This window comes from Zoogloea sp. LCSB751, assembly GCF_002028455.1.
In the GTDB taxonomy this organism is placed as follows: domain Bacteria; phylum Pseudomonadota; class Gammaproteobacteria; order Burkholderiales; family Rhodocyclaceae; genus Zoogloea.
Genome location: NZ_MWUM01000324.1, coordinates 1 through 260, shown reverse-complemented (window position 1 = coordinate 260; position 260 = coordinate 1). Strand labels below are relative to the sequence as shown.

At 55.0% G+C, this 260-nt stretch carries 1 protein-coding gene; it reads left to right on the top strand.

Annotated elements, in window-relative coordinates:
• Positions 1–34: 34 nt before the first annotated feature.
• Positions 35–260, top strand: a 226-nt coding sequence (locus B4920_RS26815) for a YciI family protein (protein ID WP_079437601.1), incomplete at its 3' end; no start/stop codon positions are given.

The window sequence follows — 260 nt, the reverse complement described above, 5'->3', positions numbered from 1 at the left end:
TAAATGTCACTTTTACCGGTTAAGGAGCTTTGCCGTGCTTTATGTGATTTACGCTGAAGATGTACCTGATTCTCTGGAAAAACGTCTTTCCGTTCGCCCTGCCCATCTGGCGCGTTTACAGCTGCTACAGGATGAAGGTCGGTTGCTGACCGCAGGCCCGATGCCTGCCGTTGACAGCAACGATCCGGGAGCAGCGGGTTTTACCGGCTCCACGGTGATTGCCGAGTTTGAATCTCTGGAAGCCGCGCAGGCCTGGGCAG